The organism is Azonexus sp., from assembly GCF_041909095.1.
In the GTDB taxonomy this organism is placed as follows: domain Bacteria; phylum Pseudomonadota; class Gammaproteobacteria; order Burkholderiales; family Rhodocyclaceae; genus Azonexus.
This window is the reverse complement of record NZ_JAYREB010000004.1, coordinates 118,845-136,778: the sequence shown is the minus strand read 5'-3', so window position 1 is coordinate 136,778 and position 17,934 is coordinate 118,845. Positions and strand designations below refer to the sequence as shown.

Genomic DNA, 17,934 nt, shown 5'->3' with positions numbered 1-17,934 from the left:
GATTAGCCCCGGCGGGTCTCCGGCACGTCCACGGACGGCGGAGAGAAAGGATGGGAGAACATCGCCTCCTTGCACTCGGGCCGCTTGGCCCATTCTGAGATCATCTTGCCATTCGCGGTCTCGTGCAGGCGCTCGTTCACCTCCCGAGCCCATATCCCGACCTGCTCCAGGAACTGGTACGAGACGCCTTGGTTGCGCCAGACCTTCTCGAGATCGAACGCGTCGCGGTAGGAGAGCGCGACGACGGCAACCGTGTAGGCGGCGACGTTCGCCAGGAAGGCGGACACGAGAGGCCGCGCGGTCTTGTGGACGGCCTTGAACACGAGAGACTTGGCCACCAGCGCCTTGAAGAAGGTAGGGTCTGGCACGACGGGCGTACCGACCGCCTCCGCCTCGGCGAGGCCCGTCATGAAGCGGTCGAAGCACTTTTGCGTCCCGAGGCTGACGACGTCGGGTCTTGCCTCCCAAGCCATCAGGTATTTCGCCAACTCCGTCTTGGTTATCTTGCGCGAGGCCGGCACGGAGTCCTTCAAGGCCTTCAGGCGCGCCGGGGTCGTGCCCTCGCGCGACAGAAGGGTGTTGTAGCTTCCCGCCGCCCGCTCGTAGAACCAGCGGCCGACGCCGTCGGGGCAGTAGACCGTCAGGGAGAGTCGCTCGACGTCCACGTGGAAGGGCTTGTTCGCCGACAGGTCGGACTGCCGCACCGCGTTCTGAGAGTTGGCGTAGCGCGAGATGTCGGAGACCAGAGCCTCCTCCTTCGCCGGGTCCTCCTCCTTCATGACGATGATTTTCGCGGGCACGCGAACCTTGCTCAGGTCGGTCTCGGGATACTTCTTCTTCGCGAAGTAGATGGACGCCGTCGTCTGACCTCCGTTCACGATCTGCATGCCGCGAAGCCAGACGATGCCGGGCGAGCCGTCCTCGGCCCTAGCGAGCTTCATCTCGTCGGCGACCAGCACGATGCCGTTGTTGAAGGCCATGAACCGCTCGGGCGCGGCGCGAAGCGTGCTCTGGATGCCGGCGTTCACGCCCTTGGCCTTGACGCTCAGGAACGAGCGCACGTTGGCTTCCAGCAGTCTGGGGCCGAATTTCTCGTAGACGTGGCGCAGAGCCTCGCCTGGGACAGCGGTCAGCGCGTAGTCGTAGTCCCCCGTCTCGCCCGGAACGAAGACACAGGGCAGCGGCGAGCCGGAAACCTCGTTGAAATCGACGACGAGCTCGTCGCGCGGCTTGCCCTCGGAGCGATGCCGGAAGAGCCGCTCGATGTCCATGACTTCGAGACGGACCGACTTGCCGCCGACGTCCCTCGGCTTGAAGCTCTTCGACTTGGCGACCCCGTCCGTGAGGACGAACACGCGCACCTGCTCGAGACCGTCGTATATCTCCCGGATGGTGAGCGCGAGGGAATGGGCGTCGCTGGACGGGTCCAGCTTGTCGGCGAGCCGCCCGGCCGCGCAGAGCTCCAAGAAGCGCACGCACTGCTGGGCCGCCGTCTTCGAGTCCTGATCCTGAACGGGCGTCAGGGCCTCGAACCCCCCGTACAGACTGACGAAGAGATCCAGTTGGTCGGCGTCGTCGGAGATGGCGTAGCCGCTGAGTCGCAGGTTGGCGTTCCCGACTTTCCCCTGAAAGTGGCAGACGACGGGTTCGAAGGTCATGCCCGCGTCCACTAGGTGCTGCATCACCACCTCGCAGAAAACCAGTTCCGCGAAGGGAGAGCCTTCGCTCATCTGGGCCGCAATCTCGGCCCGCGTCTCAGCGAGAAAGTCGTCGAGGGTCATTCGGTTGCTCCTAGTTGCGAGAGGACCTCGTCGAAGTCGCGCATGAAGTCTCCGGCGTGGTCCAGATTGATTTCGTAGACGGCGCGAGTGATGCCGGCCGGGACGACTCCCGGTGTCAGACGCGGAAAGCCCTCGGACACGGAGAGCACGCGTTTCTCCTTCGGCTCGAATCTCCGGGAATACTGGGCGGCGTGGGTCTCGGCGTAGCCCGCGACCATGAGTCTCTCGCGCAGATAATCGATCGCGCCGGGTTCCTCCGAGATACGCCGTTCCACCTCCGCGACCATCTCGGAAAGCGTCGCCCCGCCCTCTCCCGCCGCGAATCTGACGGCGGCGAGAAACAAGGGGGACGCGACGGCGTCGTCCAACTGCTCCAACGAGCCGATCTTCACCGGGAAGCCCGACGAGGACATCGTCGCCTTCACCTCGATCGCCCCGTCCCCGAGGAGGAAGTCCTGCTGGGCGTCGTCAGGTCCGACCCAGCCGCTCAGGACGCTCTCGGGCGAGACCCCCGCTTCGAGAAGCCGCGCCATGAAGAATAGCTCTCCGGCCAGTCCTAGCTCCGCCTCGGGGCTGAGAGGCCCAGTTCCGCGCGACATGAACTGCTGCCACATGCGCACTCTGCGCAGCATGGTTCTGAGAACGGAGACCTCTCCCTTGGGAGCGGCGGCATCCATGGCTCCCGCGACGTCCCCGACCATCTCCGCGAAGAGTTCGGGGCTTCCCGACTCCTTGCGCGACAGAGCTATCCACGTCATGCCGTCGCCGAACGGGTCCGCCCGGACGACCTCGAATCCCTTGCCCTCGGGAAGACGGTCCGACGAGCTCGGGCGAGCCGTCGGGAATCGGGCGAGCAGCGCCTCCTCGTTCCCAGGGAAGCGTCTGGCCGCCATGAGATCGCAGACTCCCGCGCGGGCCACGGGAATTCCGCGCCAGCCCGCCTCCGCGCCGCTTCCGGAGAGAGCCTCCCACGCAGCTAGAAAATCCTCAATCGCCCTCGGCATTGTTTCTCCCATTCCTGAATGCCTTATCAGAGTTAGCCCGTTGTTGCCTACGCCACTAACTTCCACGTTCGAGCTCGTCAGCCATGGCAAGCAACTCCGCAGCAAGCCTCCTTGCCTCCAAAGCGGAAATCATCTTGTTTTCCAAGGCCATGACTATTTTTTGGTACTTCTTCCAGAGTTTCGCACCTGACAAATAATGTACGCCTTTGTCATCAACCAAAGAAACAAGACCAAAAATCAAGTCAAGTACGTCTTGAGCATGAGTCACTCTAATCTCCGAAAAGGAAGCTGAACACCATGCATCCTCCATTTCGAGCAGACTATCCGACTGTTGGTTTACCTGTGGCAGCCGAAAGGCATAAAAACATTCTCCATAACGTCTATTTCCTCTGTAAATAAGCAACCAAGGCTCTTCGTAATATGCGAACCATTTACTATCCCAATCGCCCAAAACCCCACATCGCATTGCCTCAAAATCCATCTTGGAATATTTATTCAAAAAATTGAAGCGCTCCCAGCCTTCCGGAAGGCTAGGTTGTTTCATAAGCTCTTTAGAAAAAACATCCGCCGAATCGGCATCCTGAAGAACAAAACGGACCTTTCGCAATTTCGAAAAGCTTGGCCCCATATCCTTAATTGCCTCTATTGCCATTGCTGCAGAAGTTTCTATCGACAAACCACCACCACCTGCAGAGAGAGCCGGAATCGCAACAGTATCCTCGCCTGACTTATCCGCAACCTCAAGCACGTTCGCATAAGCCAATCGAAGAAGATCTTGCTCACCTCGATCTCCCTTTTTTGGGGCCTTGCAGTGAATGATGCTGGAAGCAATCAATCCAAACGATTTGGTAATTGCGACCTCGCCTGTTTGAAGTGGAGGCAGTTTGCTACAGGCGTCTTTTAGCTCAACAAGATTGGAATTCTCACGAATTTTTTTTCCAATCAACCCATTCAGGCTGAATCTGGAGTCAGTGGGGTGAACAATCGAGACCGTTTTGCCTTGTTTAACAATATCCCCAACTGTAATCTCTACAATCGCAGAACAAAACTGCCGAGCACACAGGATTGAGTTCATCAGGAAGCCCTGTAAATAAGCAAGAAATCAAGCATCCGGTGCATACTCGGTTTCCCAGAGAAGATGATCCACCTCGTACTTCACTGTCGTCGTCGAGCGACTGGCGGGGAAACTGACCCCGAAGCCGACCACGGGCGGGACGCCTTCGGGCAGTTCCGCGCCTTTCGGGTCGATGGGATACAGGAGAAGAAGGCCGTGCTCTGGGTGAGCCGGGACGCCCTCGGCTCCCAGTCCGCGCACCTGTCGCACCCAGACCCCTCCGGGGTATTTGGGCGGCTCCTTCCCGGTCTCCTCCGTTCCACGCCCTGGGTCCCGCGCCCGGTCCTCGAGGGTGAGTCTCATGGCGGCGCTCCAGGACTCCTCGTCCATATCGATCGCCTCGTCTCTCGGCGACAGGAGTCTCCCGATGGAGTAGTGCTCGGTGCTCTCGCTCGGCTTGCGAGTGATCATGTGCTCCAAGGCGTATTTTCCGCAGAGAACGAACGGACCTCCGTCGGCGCTGTCGTTCCCTCCGATTACCACGACGGTCCATGAGGAGAGCTCGCCCTTGGCCGACATCGCCTTGACGAAGTCGGCCAGCACCGTGCTGTTCACCTTCCGGGCCGCAGGATGCGTCCGATAGTTCGAGAAGAAGTCCGCCACGTGCTCGGCGGGCACTCCTTTCCACAGGAACCCCCTCCACACCTGCTTTACCGAGCCGCGCTCCCGGATGATGACGCCGTTCTCCGAAGGCGCGGCGGCGGCATTCAGCAGCCTCTCTGTCGCCGCAAGGTTGCTTTCGAGGATAGACGGGTCGCGATGGAAAGCGACGGTTTCCAGCACGGAGCCGCTGAACGAGAGTTGCAGGGTCTTCGCGCTGCGCATCTTGATGGAGGACGTAACCATCAGAACGGGATGCGACTGCACCCTCATGCCGTATGTCTCGGGCGTCGCGTGGATCTTCGCCATGGTGTCGAACTCCTGGCGAAGCTCCTCCGCCGCGTCGGCGATGTGGCCGAACCAGTCGACCAGGTCCGAGGTCGTGTAGAGACGGCAGAGGTCGAGGTAGCCCGGGCGATAGCCGAACCAACGTCCCATCTGCATCAGGGTGTCGTACATCTTGGTGGAGCGGACGAAGTAGCTGACGCAGAGGCCTTCCAGCGTGAGCCCCCGGGCGAGCTTGTCCCCGCCGACGGCGATGACTTTCAGGCCGGTCTCCTCCCGCTCGGCGTAGTCCAGCACGTCGCCGGCCGATCCGTTGATGGCCCTCACGCCGTTCGCCAGGTCGTCGAGCACCTCGGGAAGAACCGCCTCGACGTCCTCCCAGTCGGGAAGCTCGAATTCGCCGGCCGACTCGTCCATGGCCGTCGCGACGGCGGCGGACGTGGGCACGAAGTCGTTCTCCCATAGCTCGCGCCACTCGTCCAGCAGCGCGTCCTTCTCGGCCGCGCCGAATCCGCGCAGACGCGCCCGAAAGCCCTTCACGAGCTCGTCCACCTGTCGGCGCACCTCCTCCTGAACGGCGGTGTAGCGCGTGACGTGAATCAGCATCGAGCAGTGCCTGTCGCCCTGCCCCCGGAGGACGCGCGTCGCGCAGCAGAGCGCAAAGGCCGAAATCGCATCCCTGAGCGACGGAGGAACCTCATCGCGCCCCTGATACAGGGGGACATGGGTCTTGTCGTGCTTGGGAGGCATCCAGCCGTCCTCGCCCGAGGAATCTGTCTGATCGTCCATCTCCCTGGTCAGAGGCAGTCCGCCGCCCCTGCCCTCGGTCGAGCGCAGCCCAAAGACGCGCGCGGGGCCGACGTAGTTCGAGGGAGCCGAGATATTGACGATGAAGGACTGCGGGAACAGGTCTGGTCCCTCGTCCTTCGTGGTCTTCCGGCGGTCGATGAAGATGTTCGCGAAAGGCGTGGCGGTGTAGCCGACGTAGGCCTTCCGCGCGAACGAGTGGAGAATTTTCCGGATGCGGCTGTTGATGGCCTTCGGCTGGTACTCGTCGTCCACCGTGCCGTCCTTGTTGACGATCTGGTCCCCGGTATCGACGGAGGCGTGGTCTGCCTCGTCGTCGATCAGTAGCAGCGGGAAACCCGATACGAGAGGCCGTCCGTCAGAGTCCTTGGCGTCGGCGACATGGTTGCGAATCCATTTGAGCAGGCGTTCGAGCACCGTCTTGTTCTTCTTGACGACGAACAGCCACGGCCGCTGCTCGGGCGAAATGGCGAGATGCTTCGCGACCTTTGTATTGAAGTCCCCTTTATCCGAGCGATTCGTCGCGCAATTGGGGCGAATCTCGGCGTCCCGGGCGTTCTCGCCGACCCCGATGTAGCGGACCACGTCGTTCTTCGCCGACGTCTCGTAGCCCAGGAATCCCTCTTCGAGGCGAATCTGAGTCTGCGAGCGCAGATTGTTGTGCAGACCGGCGAGAACGATGATGATTTTGTAGCCCGCGTCGGCCGCCTTGCAGATCAACCCCGTGTAGTTGCCCGTCTTGCCGGACTGGACGTGCCCGACGACGAGTCCTCGACGATCCCAGACGCCCTCTCTCAGAGGGTCTTCGAGCAGTTCGAGAATTTTGTTCGTCGCCTCGTCCAGCGCGTCCACCGCCTTGACCGACATCTTGCTTTCGAGGAAGTCGCGGTAGCGCTGCCAGTAGCGCCAGTCCTTGCGACGTGAGGCGTTGAGCCAGTCCTTGTGGCCCGACTTGTCGGATAGCGTCGTAGCGCCGCCGATCCACAAGCTGAACCGGCGGATGAGCTCGTCGCGCGCCGCCTTCCTGTCGATATCCTTGCCCGGGTAGAGGTTGTCGGCAACGAAGTCGACCTTTTCCATGATGAGGGTCGGAGTTACCGCGCCTTTCTCCATGTCCGCCGCGAGCGTCGTCTGGACGATGCTGACAAGACCCTGAAACAGTTTGCTCTGCTCTTCCGTCATCCTGCGTTCCCTTCTTCGTGCTTAGTCGCGATCTCCGGGAGGGAGGCGACGAGTTTGGGGTAGTTCTGAAACGGCTCGGTGGAGGACAGCGCGCGAACGGCGGCCTCCGGCGTCATGCCGCGCCGTCCTGTCATGTCCCTGAACAGGGTCAGGAGAACCGTCCTGACGCCGTCGGGAGCCGTCTCAGTCTCTCCGGAGAAGCCCGTTCTCGGGGTGTCCTTGTTCTCCGCGGTGTCGAGCCAGATGCGCTGAACCGGCACGGTCTCCTCGACAACCCTCAGCATCGCCTTCACGAGGCCCTTCCTATCGCCGCAGGCGTCGATGACGGCTGCGACGGCGGGATGTCCCTCGTCAATGCGATAGCGGACGCCGCCGCGCAGATGCTCGACCCGCCAGGCCTGCTCGATCCGCGCTCCGCCGGGACCCGGCATAGGCGACCCTCTGAACGCGAAGACCTTTCGCGCCTTCTCCCGCGTGTTCTCCGCCAGCCCGGTCAGCCACGAGCGGACGTAGACCGGAGGCCGCGCCGTGGACTTCCTAACGTCGATTTTCCAGTCGGCGTCGGCGGAATTCGGTATATCCACCCTGATTCGTGCCAGACGATGCGACTCCTCCCGATTCCACGCCCTTCCCTTGCCGAGTCCGAGCCATCCTCCGGCCAGCAGCAGGCGCTTGTTTCGGTAGACGTAGAAGCCCTGCTGGGACGTCCACCCCTCCGGGCCGCCGGCCTTAGCGAAGTCGTCTTCGGACAGCTTGTCCTTGTGTGGGAGCACGTGGCACTGCGCGTCGACGGGACCGGAGGGAGTAGGAATACGGGCGACGGGGGATTCCCAGGGCTTGGCCGGATGCCCGGTCATGAAGGGGTCCCACGGAGCGACCGCCTTGTCGTTCACGAAGAGCCGGAAGTCGGGCCTGTGCCCCTCGATGAGGCGGTGAAAAATCATCGCGAGCCGCAACTCTACGTCGATGGCGAGTTCGGAGAAATGGTCGAAGTCGGAGCCGGCCGTGACCACGCGATCCATCCGCTCCCAGAGAACGAGGGTCCCCGAGCACAGCGAGTCGAGAGGCCCCAGAAAGCGCTCCGAGCCAGGAGCCGGCCCTTCGAACATGCGCCATCCTCCCTCCGGGTCCGAGGCTATGGTGTCGAGGTCCCAGCGCAGACAGACGAGCGGCCCTCCCTCGCGCTTCGAGGCGACGGTGAGGCTGCGACATTGAGAGAAGGAGGCCGTCTTCAGGCCGAGACCGAAGCGCCCCAGGTCGGACGGAGCCCGCTCGTCGAGCGGATTGATCGTTCCCAGCGTCATCGCGGCTTCGAGCTCGGGGTCGCTCATGCCGCGACCGTCGTCCAGAATCGAGATCCGACTGGCCTGTCCTTCCCAGTCGAAGCGCAGACGAACCTCGGAAGCTCCGGCGGATATTGAGTTATCCACGACGTCTGCCAGAGCGGCGGCGGTCGAGTATCCGAGACCCCGAAGAGCCTCCATCATCGCGCCGGCCTTCGGCGGGGCGTGCCTTGTTCTCTGAGTCATTTCGCGAATACGTCCCTCTGTATCTTGCGGAAACCCGACGCGAGCAGCCTGCGGCCGAACGCCCTGACGTGCGGCGGAGAGGCGAACGGAGCAACGATTCTCAACTCGCCGCCCTCGGCCCGTCGATCATCGACTCTGAGCCCCAGCTCCCGGGCCTCGTCGGCGATTCTGGACGTCTTGTCGTCAGGAAGCTCGGGAGCCGGCGTGCCAGTGGCATCCTCGTAAGCGAACGAAAGCTCCGCTCCGCGAACGGGAATGGGCTTATCGACTCGCGGAGCCTCTGGCTTCGGTCTCGGAGGCGGGAAGGACGGCGCGCCTTGCTCGACGACGGGCGCCGGAAACTCCTGGTTATCCTCTTCGAGCACGACCTCGTCGTCCGAAGCGGAGGACGCCTCCGCTTTCATCCGGTCGGGCGAAGGCGAGCGGCACGGCGCGTACCCCTCTCCCATGAAGGGCCACAAAATATCCCGCTTGTTCGGATGAGAAAGCCTGCGCATCGTCTTCGACTCAATCTGACGTATGCGCTCGCGCGTAACACCGAAATGCTGACCGACCTCTTCGAGCGTCATGGCGTCGTCATCCATGAGACCGAAGCGCAGAAGAATGACCTCTCTCGCGCGCTCGTCGAAGTCTTTCAGCATTCTGAGAAGGGTCCTGCGCAGCGAGGCTCTGTCGGCGACGTCCGCCGGGTTCGAAGCCGTATCGTCGATGAGACCGTCGGCTCTCGACAGACCCGAGTCAGGTTCGACTTCGTCCAAGGAGGCTACATCCTCGAACATTGCGAGGAGCATTCTGGCCTTGGCGAGCTGCATCCCGATGCGTCTCGCGGTCTCCCACTCGGTCTCGGGACGACCGAGTCGGGCTTCGACGGACTCCCGCTCGCACAGAACCTTTCGCGCCGTCTCCTGAATGTGTACGGGAGCCCTGACGACTCTGGCGGTGTCAGCGATCGACCTTGATACCTGCTGGCGAATCCACCATGTCGCGTAGGTGGAGAACCGGAAGCCTCTGCGCCAGTCGTAGCGCTCCACCGCCTTCATGAGACCAATGTTCGCCTCCTGAACGAGATCGTCGAGCTGCATGCCGGACCAGAGATGCTTCTTGGCGATGGACAGAGCGAGCCGAAGATTGCAGAGAATCATGCGCTCCCGAGCCTTCGCCTGGCGACCGAGAGCCTCGACGAAGTCGCCCCCTGCCTGCTCCCGAATGGCCTTGTTGGCCAGTTCCATGAGGAAACCACGCGTCAGCCGAGCCTCCTCCAAAGCCTCCGCGGCCCTGCACGCGTCGCTTTGGCACGCTTTCAAGGCGGCGACGGCGTTCACAAAGAAGGCTGCCTCCTCGTCCTCCGCCGTTCCAATCGAGCGCGAGATGTGTTCCTCGTCGGACGACAGCTCCGGTCCCACGCAGAAGGACTCCGCGTCTGCCTCGCCCCTCACGACCCTGTCGGCGGCGTCGAACACGGCGGACAGCCCATCGGGCCATGAGGCCAGAGCGGAGAGAGCCGCTCGTCCGGCCTCCTCCATCTCTCGTCCCAAGGCGACTTCCTCCTCGGCGTCGAGCAGTTCACCGCGAATGCTCTTCGCGTAGAACCGGAACGGGTCGTTGCGCCCGGACGCGAGTTCCTCGGCGAACTCGGCGGCCTCTGTTAGAAGGCGGTCCTCCTCCATGGAGGCGTCCGACAGGAAGGGGGCTTCGTCCGAACCCGTCCATTCGACGACGGTCGCCCCGAGTTCTCCCGCCACGAAGGCGAGAAGCCTCTCAGCCTCCTCGTTGCGACTGCCGTCTGCATTCGAGCAGACGTCTATTAGCCGATCTTCCGAGACCATTCCCTCGCGCAGCGCCGCGAGCAGGAAGTCTCTGACGGTCCCGCCGCCCTCGTCCCGGGCGAGCGGAGCGGCTCTGACGGGCAGATGAAGATCGACGTCCCCCCAGTCCTCATCGCGATCCACTACTTTGTGCCGTCCGATAGCCTCGTGAACCTGTCTTGCGGCCTCCGCGACGGTCTCGTCGCCCTCAGGGGCGGAAATCTCTTCCTCCGCCACCCAATCTTCGCCGAAGGGCTCGCCCAGAGGCTCGTCGTCCAGCGCAAACACGTTCGCTTCATCCCTAGAGGCGAATTCTGAGGTCCGCACGTTCAAAAACCCGGCCTGAACGGTGGGCGATTCCTCTATCGCCGTCTGCGGCCGGTCGTCGGCCGAAGATACTGCCTCGACAGCCTCTGCCGCTGCAGGCGCAGCTTCGAACCCGGGCGTTTCGACCGTCGGAGGCTGCTCCTCCGACTCGACAGCCCGAACGCCCTCGAAATCCTCGAAGATCGGCGAAGCAATCTTGACGACGGGTTTGCTCGAAGGCTCTAGCGCGGCAAGACGTTCGACGGCCTCGGACAAAACGGCGATGGTCTCGGGGCAACCACCTTTGACGGCGTGAGCCAGCGCGTCCATTCCGCTCTGATCGGCGAGCTTCGGGTTTGCCCCTGCGTCCAGAAGTAATCTGACAGTCCCCTTTCTCCGCCTGCCGGCCGCCAGGATCAGAGGCGTAGAGCCCGAGCCGTCCCGCGCGTCTAGATCGTCGCCTCGGCGAATGTGCAGCTTGATCGCCGTCTCGACGCCGGAGATAGCCGCGAGACGCAGAAGCGGGTTGAGCTTCCTCTCGGAACTATCCACGGCCGCCATCCTGAGAAAAATAGCCCGGTGCGATGGGGGCGCTGTCCGCACCGCTCAGCGCACTGCGATTCCTCAGCCACAGGCGATACTCGGGGCCGCGCAGAGAATGAGCCTCGGAGCAGTCGACGCTCCATCGACGTAGGACGTATCCGGCTAGAGCAGCCTTGGTCCGAATACGCAGCACCCCGTCCGTCATCGGATAGTCCAAGGCGGCCAGTTCAGGGCGCGGGAAATCTGGATGAGGAACGACCTCAATCTCGATTTCTCGGGACCACTGGACGTCGTAATCGATTGATTCCTCCGGCAGAGGTTTTTCGGGCAGAACGCGGATGCCTCTGACACGAGTTAGCACGAAATCGCGAAACGACGAGGTTCTCCGATCAAAAGCCCGGACGTGCCACCGCATACCGTTGTCGGCCAGCGCGAGAGGAACGATTTCGCGCTCGGTCGCGCCGCTGGACAACGAGACGTAAGAAACGGACAGAACTCGCCGTCCAGCGATGGCCCGGGTAACTGCCGCCAGAAGCTCGACTGCAGGGCGGTTTATCGGAACAGGATACTCGCATGGGAGCAGAGCACCAGCGGCGCCTCCCAAACCATCCCCAAAGCCTTTGGTGAGGGCCGACAGGGCGCGGTCCAGCGAGTGCTCGAACACGGGCCTGAAATCGTCGGTGGCACGGTATGTCTTGGAGCAACAGTCGAAGCGAATGTTGTTCGCCGCGAGCTTTCGATAACGCGCAAAATCCCGCGTTGCCACGGCTGGCGTAACGTCAAACCTTCCGGAGATGTCCGCGCGGGAAATCTCCCCAAGGAAGAAGAGCCTGAAATCTACGTAGGCGAGCCGCTCGCGCTGCGCCCCTGCCGCCTCCTGCATGTCCGTTCCCAACGGATTCTCGCGGTTGTCGTGATGACGTTTGATTCTATATTCGGAGTCGCGGACTGTACACCTCCTAATCTTTTTGATTAGAAGACAACTTCGCCCCCCAGCGCATGGCAACACCCGAGGCATGGACTGCCAAGCGTCTTGAACAACTCTTGCGAAGCACTCGATGGCGGGAATACGTCGGGGTAGCCCACCACGCCGATACTTTCTGCCAAGGCGCGGCCTTGTCGCGACCGTTTACTTCGTTCGCTTCGATTCCTGCAGCATGAAGGCCCTCTTGCCTTTGGCCCACTTTACCAACATGACCGGTATTGAGCTATACAACAGAGTCTCAACCGATGAACTGCCGGCAATGCAACCAGACCAACCCAAACTCCTGACGAAAACCGAATTGAGCATTCAACTCTCCATTTCCGCCAGAACCATAGAAAACCTTGTGAAAGCACAGAAATTCCCTCCACCAGTGAGAATCGGCAAGAACGTTTACTGGAGTGAAATTGCCGTAAGCAAGTGGCGGGATGCACTCTTCAGCCAGCAAGAGCGCTGGGAGTGTAAGTCGATACAGAAACTCTGATTCAGATTCGCGCCACCAGCTTTGACCTTCTGGCTTCCAGAACCCAGGAGGGCCGCCAGACAGCTCTTCAACCTGTGCTGTCGTGGTGATGGAGAATTGGCTTCTGCGGGGAGGCCAACAGCAAATCGGCGATATCGACGCCAAGGGCTACGGCAATTCTCTCCATGTTGTCCACGCTGATGTTCCGCTCCCCACGCTCGACCGAGCCTATGTAGGTCCGATGCAACCCCGAGAGTTCAGCCAGATCCTCTTGCGACATCTGGTTAGCAAGACGTTGCAGGCGCATGGCCACCGCAAAACGGTGTCGTGCTGAAAGGGAAGTAGCCAAAGTCTTCATTGTGTTCAAGCATGAAGTCTTGACGACTTTGAGACTACAGAATATAAGTAGCCAAATGATGATTATAAGTAGCATATCATCTACAACTACCACTTTGTTTCCGCCAGCCCCCCTTCCGTGCCGACTGAGATCACTTACCTGGAGGTTCGCTGTGACGCTGAGTCACACGCCAGACGCTTTGGCGCCAAGCGCGATAGCGCAGGACGCTGGTATGTCATCGGAACAATCCCCAATGAGCTACTGAATTACCTGCCACGCAAGGCAGGACGGCGCAAAGAAGAGGTCGTGCCAGAATGCCCTTTGTGCCACGCCGAAATGCGCAAGGCGATCGGCCGCTCAGGCAATCTGTACTGGTATTGCGTAGAAAGAAACCAGACGGGCTGCCGGGGCACTATTGATTATTTGAAGCATCTCGAGCAGGCAGTATCACTTCCGACCCTTGGTGAGCTGGCTTCGGAACTCGTTGAATCATTCGAATCGGAACGATTGGCTTCGCAAGCTGAAAAACCCGGCACAACGCAAGGGACTCATCCACTGGCAAAGCAATGGTTGGACATTACCAAGCTGGCTTTTAGCGTAATTGGCACGGAAAAACAGGTAATGCTCTGGCTGACGCAGCCGAAGCTCTCACTGGGAAACCAGACACCAATACGAAAGCTCGGGACTGAAGAGGGATGTGAAGAGGTCAAGCACCTGCTCAATGATCTCTGGAATTGAATTTCGCGAAATCTCGTTTGATTGAACACATTCAAGGCAAGAGCAGAACACAAAGCCTCCCCCTGCAGGCGGAATTCTCGAATACTGCATTAACGAAGCCAATCCACCCTCGGTCATCGATGCCCATGTTGATGACTTGGATTTAGGCAAACATGGCTGGGGCGATCCGTCGGCAGCAGGGCAAGCGGCTTAGCGCCCAATCGGAACGGGAAACGCACGATAAGCAACAAGATGAGCTCCAGCTGCGTCCAGTTCATCGGCGCTCAACTCGCTGCCCCGCTGGGTATTTTTCAGAGAAATCGCGAGATGAAGGTAATGAGCGCCGCGTGCACATATTTCTGCAACCAGATGGATGGGCAGGGTACCGATAACGACATCGTCAGCCGAAACATCGCTGACTTCGAGATGCGTGACAAACTCGGCGAGCATCCCCCAGGGGTGGCGCCTGGCCCAAGCGATTGCGCCCGGATGCCTAGACACGAATATGCGTCGTTCTCGACCAGCGGTGGGCTGTGCGAGGGAACCGAAAGGTTTGTCGTTCACGACTTCGCTGTGCCTGGCCGCTGGAATCGTCTCTTCGCAGCCAGCAGTCGGTGTCGGCTCGGGGCGATTCACAGGTGACGGGACAACCATCCGGCACTCATTTGGCACTGAGCGTGCCGCCAGCACAATTGACCGGTCATCGAGACTGGTACGTTCCCACATTGGTGCCTCATGAAACGCGAGGGCAATCCTGTCAGGTGTCAGGCGCTGCTCAACAACATCATCGAACCATCCGCTAACACGCGACGCGACACGACTGCCGTCATGGGCCACGAGGCGCTCCGCACCGCCATCACTCATCAGCGCCAAACCGGAAACATCCGCTGCAGCAAGCAGGCCGAATTGAACATCGTCAAAGCTTGCCGCATCCACGAACATGGTCTGATTCGCGAACTCCCCCTTGGTCTTGCTGGCCTGTCCAAGCGCCTGCACACCGCTTGAGGTCCGGGCAACGACAGCGCCATCGCCGACCTGCCACCAGAATACACGGGCGCTTCCAACGATGGCCAGCAGCAGAGTGGCTCGCAGATCGCGTACGTTGCGCCGTTCGGCGCGCGCCAGATCATCTAGTAGTCCGGATGCGTGGGCAAGCAAACGCCGCGACCATAGTGCCGCCTGTGTTTCAGCATCGTTGACAAAATCGTCCAGCCACAGGGAGAGTGCATCCTCCATCGAGATCAGAAGTCGGCTGACACCGCCGACCAAGGCGGCAGCTCCCCGTTCGCTGATCGCTGCGGAACCGGCACCATCACTCAATGCGAGGATCGGGCGCGTGGTGTTGCGCCAAGCAACCGCATCCTGGCATGGGAGACCGATGCGGCGGTGCGCCAGGCCGATGACCGCCTCGCCAGCAAGCTTCCAGGCTGCCAACGGGACGGGCACCTCGGTGACCGCTGGTTCGAGCTGGCAAGGCGACGGCACTGCGCTGACAATCTCTGACGCTTGCGGCATTGGAAGAGGCTCAGGATTTGCCAAAGGAACCCGGCATCCCTTTGCTGCAGCCGCTGGCGGCTGCAGCAAAGGGATGGGCGAGCCAACACCTGCCTTCGCAGTGGACTCTGGTTGGGCGGCAATGCGACGCCTCGCCATGTCAGACACTCCCCCAGGAGTCGATGCTGGGCAACTGCACCGCCGCATCCGACGAAGTACTCGCCGAGACCCGCGCCATCGAGGCAGCGAGCCACAGGAAGAACTCGCGGAACTTGAGGCCATGCAAGCCAATTGCTGGCTTGCTGGAAAAGGCCGATAGCACTTGCATGTTGGCCCCGCTCACGCCTACGGGAAGACTGACCAGCTTGCGCTCGGCGGAGAGTTGGCAGGCGCGACGGGCTGCCTCTTCCCAGTCGTCAGTCGGTACGCCATCACTGATGATCACCAACCAGGGCTGGTAGTAGGGGACGCCGGCATGGCGGTACTCCGCCTTGCGCGCTTCGAGCCGGCTCAGTGCCATCCGCGTTGCCTCCCCGAGTGGAGTCGTGCCGCAGGCATCCATCGGCGCAATACCGCCAATTTGCTCGACGCTGGTGAAATCGAGCAGGCACTCGACTTCGCCCCCGGCAGCGAAGACACTCAGATCCACCGACCAGCGCGCCAGATCGTCACTCTTCACTTCGTCGATGAACAGTTGGGCGCCCACATTGAGTTGCTCGATCGGCTCGCCACTCATCGATCCCGAAATATCCAGGACCAAAGCCACGGGGCAACGCGGGGACGGGTTGTTGATCAAATCATTGAAATGGGTGTTCATGGTCATCTCCTGGGTGGTGGAATTGGTCGACGTATTGATGGCTTCGCTAATCGCGCGGAAAGACATGCTGAAATCTCCTGGTTTCAGCCGAGAATCGGCTGTGAAGCGGACTGGGAGCCGCGGTATTGACTCGACTTTGGGGCGGCCGGTTTGACATGCGTGTCATGCCAGCCGCGGCTCATTTCACGTCGGTAGAGACTTAGCAAGTCGATCCATTCCGTGACGCTGGTGCGCTCGCAAGCATTCCGGGTGCCATCCCTGAAGGTGCGCACCAGTTGCTCCTTGAGCTTGTAGGGGAGATGGCTCCAGATGTTGAACCACGGCCCCCTGGGGATTCCGCCGCCACCCAGGCCATAAGGAAAGCACCCCTTGCGGATATTTGCCACCGGGCTTTCTCCGCCAATGATGTCGAACGGGTGACGACCCAGCATCATGACCTTGAAAATCAGGATGGCGAGGGCGAACAGTTCGCTCTCCGGCGTCCGTCGTACCAAACTCAATTCCTTGCCGAGCAGTTCCGGCGGCAGCATGTCGGGCGCCGCAACGGGACAATGAAAGGTCCTGCCGGCGGCAACGACCTGCCAACTATCACAGTCAATCAGCGTCACTGCGTTGCTGCCGGGAAGGCACAGGAAATTGGCCGGGTTATAGTCGCCGACCATGACGCCGGACACATGCAACTCACGCAAGGTGCCCAACAGGTTCAGCAGATATCCTGCCAGCGCCGGCCGGTCGAGATTCGGAAAGTGCTCGCGGTAGGCCATCGCATGCGCCAGCACCGACATGCGTATCCCCCCCGCCCTGCGCATGGCATAGCCGCGCCATTGATCGCGTTCGTCAAACACCGAGAAGCGAGGCCACGCGACGCCGGGATGTTGCTTCAATTTCGTCAGCAGGGGGTCGCTGGCCATCGCCTCAATCTTGGTGCGCAGGCTATCGCCCCGCTGCTTTAGCACTTGCGGGTGATACAGTTTGACCGCCACTCCGGGAAAGCTCGGCACGGCATGCACCGCCGCTTCCCCTCCACGGGCAAACGCCACCTCCTCCAATTGCACGGATTCGCCAGCAATGTTGCGAACAGAAAGGGACATGACGTGATCTCCTGAGTGGAACGGATTGGGGGGCTTAGAACAGGTCGCTGAAGAAATCGCAGACGCCGTCAAAGGCCTCCGATGCCACATAGCCGACGACAACCGCAGCCAGCAGCGGTAACCCCACCGTGGCAGCACTTGCCGTCAGGCCTGTCACCCCCAGCGTCGTGACGACTGCTGTTGCTCCAGCCCCGGCCGCCGTCGCCGCAGCACCGGCCGCCGCACCGCTGACCCCGCCCTTGGCGCTCGCCTTGACCACCGTACCGGCCACCTCGCCCGCGCTTGCCCGGCCATCCATCAGGTCGAGGCAACCTTTGACCACCGCCACGCCCCCCCCGATGATGGCGCCGGCCGTGCCACCTGCCTTGGCTGCCTGCCCCATGGCGCTGGACAAAGTGCCACTGCCATTTGCGCCAGCACGCTGGGCCAAGCTTTCGGTGCTCCTGGACGAGATGCCCGTGCTGCTCATGCGCTTCGAGATGCCGGCCTTTTCCGCCGCGTTGTTGAAGGCCTGGGCGGACTCCTCGGAGCCGACCAGCTTGGCGCTGCGATACTTGCCGTCGGCACACTGGCGTACCAGCTTGTCGATGCCCGACTGGCTGGTGACATCCTTGACCTGGATACGCTCGATCACCTTGCCGCCCCGGGTGGTCACCAGATCCACGGTGCCTGCCGTGGTGCTCTTGGTGAGCTCCGTGCTGGCGCCATTCAGGCTAAGCAGGTTGCGGGCGTTGCGCCCATCCTTCACCAGGATTTCGTGGATATGGCCCTTGAGATGGGGGTTCCGACCGGCGCGATCCAGAGCCCGTGCAATCACCGTGCCTTCATAGGCCGTCTTGGCGACGACCGCACGATGGCCGGCGTTGCCATTGCCAATAACGATGCCCTTGACGTTGACCTTTTTCATTCTAGTTCTCCATGATGGTTCGATCCGAGGTAAATCCCGGATCGCGCTGCCTTTTCGATAGGACTCATTCTGCTCGGTCGGGCCAGCCGGATAGGCCATTGCAAATTTGCGATTTCATTCGACTTCACTGTCCGGACAAACACATGAATTCCCGGCACTGGCATGCAGTT

General features: G+C 61.3%; 14 protein-coding genes. 2 read left to right on the top strand and 12 right to left on the bottom strand.

The window, feature by feature from the left end:
* Window positions 1-2: 2 nt before the first annotated feature.
* From ACE3OV_RS10180 to ACE3OV_RS10150, 7 genes are read right to left on the bottom strand one after another with little or no spacing between them, the layout of a single operon-like run.
* Entirely contained in the window at window positions 3-1,781 is a 1,779-nt protein-coding gene (locus ACE3OV_RS10180; RefSeq protein ID WP_374326944.1) for an AIPR family protein, read from the bottom strand.
* Window positions 1,778-2,785: a PD-(D/E)XK motif protein gene (locus ACE3OV_RS10175; RefSeq protein ID WP_374326942.1), complete on the bottom strand. Its 1,008-nt coding sequence runs from the start codon at window positions 2,783-2,785 to the stop codon at window positions 1,778-1,780. The genes ACE3OV_RS10180 and ACE3OV_RS10175 overlap by 4 nt, the downstream gene beginning before the upstream one ends.
* 55 nt (window positions 2,786-2,840) lie before the next feature.
* On the bottom strand, window positions 2,841-3,860 hold the full coding sequence (locus ACE3OV_RS10170; protein WP_374326940.1) for a macro domain-containing protein: 1,020 nt from the start codon (window positions 3,858-3,860) through the stop codon (window positions 2,841-2,843).
* Between the two features lie 27 nt (window positions 3,861-3,887).
* On the bottom strand, window positions 3,888-6,773 hold the full coding sequence (locus ACE3OV_RS10165) for a Z1 domain-containing protein (RefSeq protein ID WP_374326939.1): 2,886 nt from the start codon (window positions 6,771-6,773) through the stop codon (window positions 3,888-3,890).
* A complete protein-coding gene (locus ACE3OV_RS10160) occupies window positions 6,770-8,260 on the bottom strand; it encodes an ATP-binding protein (RefSeq protein ID WP_374326937.1) in 1,491 nt (496 codons plus the stop codon). Before ACE3OV_RS10160 ends, ACE3OV_RS10165 begins: the two co-directional genes overlap by 4 nt.
* 38 nt (window positions 8,261-8,298) lie before the next feature.
* Window positions 8,299-10,965 (bottom strand): sigma-70 family RNA polymerase sigma factor, encoded by a 2,667-nt coding sequence (locus tag ACE3OV_RS10155; protein ID WP_374326935.1) that lies wholly within the window; start codon window positions 10,963-10,965, stop codon window positions 8,299-8,301.
* On the bottom strand, window positions 10,958-11,839 hold the full coding sequence (locus ACE3OV_RS10150; protein WP_374326934.1) for a WYL domain-containing protein: 882 nt from the start codon (window positions 11,837-11,839) through the stop codon (window positions 10,958-10,960). Before ACE3OV_RS10150 ends, ACE3OV_RS10155 begins: the two co-directional genes overlap by 8 nt.
* A 274-nt stretch (window positions 11,840-12,113) precedes the next feature.
* On the opposite strand from ACE3OV_RS10150, the gene ACE3OV_RS10145 reads away from it, so the two are divergent.
* Window positions 12,114-12,422 (top strand): helix-turn-helix transcriptional regulator, encoded by a 309-nt coding sequence (locus ACE3OV_RS10145; RefSeq protein WP_374326932.1) that lies wholly within the window; start codon window positions 12,114-12,116, stop codon window positions 12,420-12,422.
* Window positions 12,423-12,489: 67 nt separating this feature from the next.
* Here the strand turns inward: ACE3OV_RS10145 and ACE3OV_RS10140 are convergent, their stop codons facing one another.
* On the bottom strand, window positions 12,490-12,759 hold the full coding sequence (locus tag ACE3OV_RS10140) for a helix-turn-helix domain-containing protein (RefSeq protein ID WP_374326931.1): 270 nt from the start codon (window positions 12,757-12,759) through the stop codon (window positions 12,490-12,492).
* 117 nt (window positions 12,760-12,876) lie between these two features.
* On the opposite strand from ACE3OV_RS10140, the gene ACE3OV_RS10135 reads away from it, so the two are divergent.
* Window positions 12,877-13,476, top strand: coding sequence for an MbcA/ParS/Xre antitoxin family protein (locus ACE3OV_RS10135; RefSeq protein ID WP_374326930.1), 600 nt, complete (start codon window positions 12,877-12,879; stop codon window positions 13,474-13,476).
* A 189-nt stretch (window positions 13,477-13,665) separates the two neighbouring features.
* On the opposite strand, the gene csx16 is transcribed toward ACE3OV_RS10135, so the two are convergent.
* The 4 genes from csx16 to ACE3OV_RS10115 are packed head-to-tail and all read right to left on the bottom strand — an operon-like array spanning window position 13,666 to window position 17,764.
* On the bottom strand, window positions 13,666-15,108 hold the full coding sequence (csx16, locus tag ACE3OV_RS10130) for a CRISPR-associated protein Csx16 (protein WP_374326929.1): 1,443 nt from the start codon (window positions 15,106-15,108) through the stop codon (window positions 13,666-13,668).
* A 1-nt stretch (window position 15,109) separates the two neighbouring features.
* Window positions 15,110-15,832: a VWA domain-containing protein gene (locus tag ACE3OV_RS10125; protein ID WP_374326927.1), complete on the bottom strand. Its 723-nt coding sequence runs from the start codon at window positions 15,830-15,832 to the stop codon at window positions 15,110-15,112.
* Between the two features lie 17 nt (window positions 15,833-15,849).
* Entirely contained in the window at window positions 15,850-16,857 is a 1,008-nt protein-coding gene (locus tag ACE3OV_RS10120) for a hypothetical protein (protein WP_374326926.1), read from the bottom strand.
* Window positions 16,858-16,891: 34 nt separating this feature from the next.
* Entirely contained in the window at window positions 16,892-17,764 is an 873-nt protein-coding gene (locus ACE3OV_RS10115) for a hypothetical protein (protein WP_374326925.1), read from the bottom strand.
* Window positions 17,765-17,934: the final 170 nt, after the last annotated feature.